Source organism: Pseudomonas sp. NPDC078416 (genome assembly GCF_050268485.1).
Classification (GTDB): domain Bacteria; phylum Pseudomonadota; class Gammaproteobacteria; order Pseudomonadales; family Pseudomonadaceae; genus Aquipseudomonas.
In genome coordinates this window covers 1-542 of the sequence record NZ_JBNNGV010000002.1, presented here as the reverse complement: position 1 = coordinate 542, position 542 = coordinate 1, and the positions used below count along the sequence as shown (strand labels likewise).

1 protein-coding gene is annotated in these 542 nt (G+C 58.7%); it reads left to right on the top strand.

The annotated features are described in order from the left end of the window. Positions 1-315 precede the first annotated feature (315 nt). Positions 316-438 carry a hypothetical protein gene (locus ACQKEN_RS03885; protein WP_427683816.1) on the top strand — a complete coding sequence of 41 codons (123 nt, stop codon included), beginning with the start codon at positions 316-318 and terminating at the stop codon, positions 436-438. Positions 439-542: the final 104 nt, after the last annotated feature.

Sequence of the window (542 nt, the reverse complement as noted above, 5' to 3'; positions counted from 1 at the left end):
TTTGCATTCATCCCGGACTCGGGGTTTGACGCCGACCCACTGTAGGAGCCGGCTTGCTGGCGAACGCGTCAAATCAGGCAACGCAAATATTGCTGACCCAATTCATTCGCAAGCAAGCCGGCGCCTACGGATTTGCATTCATCCCGGACTCGGGGTTTGACGCCGACCCACTGTAGGAGCCGGCTTGCTGGCGAACGCGTGAAATCAGGCAACGCAAATATTGCTGACCCAATTCATTCGCCCGCAAGCCGGCTCCTACGGATTTGCATCCACTTTGGACTCGGGGGTTGACGCCGACCCACTGTAGGAGCGCGCTTGCCCGCGAATGCGGCGCTTCAGGCAACACTGCCGGTGCAGACCCACCGCGTTCGCCAGCAAGCCGGCGCCTACGGATTTGCATTCATCCCGGACTCGGGGTTTGACGCCGACCCACTGTAGGAGCCGGCTTGAACTGGCCTAATGATTTTGGACATCTCAATCGGGCGCTAAGATGGCGCCCAAATCCGAGGTGTTATGGGCATGCGTACTTCTTACTCGAACGA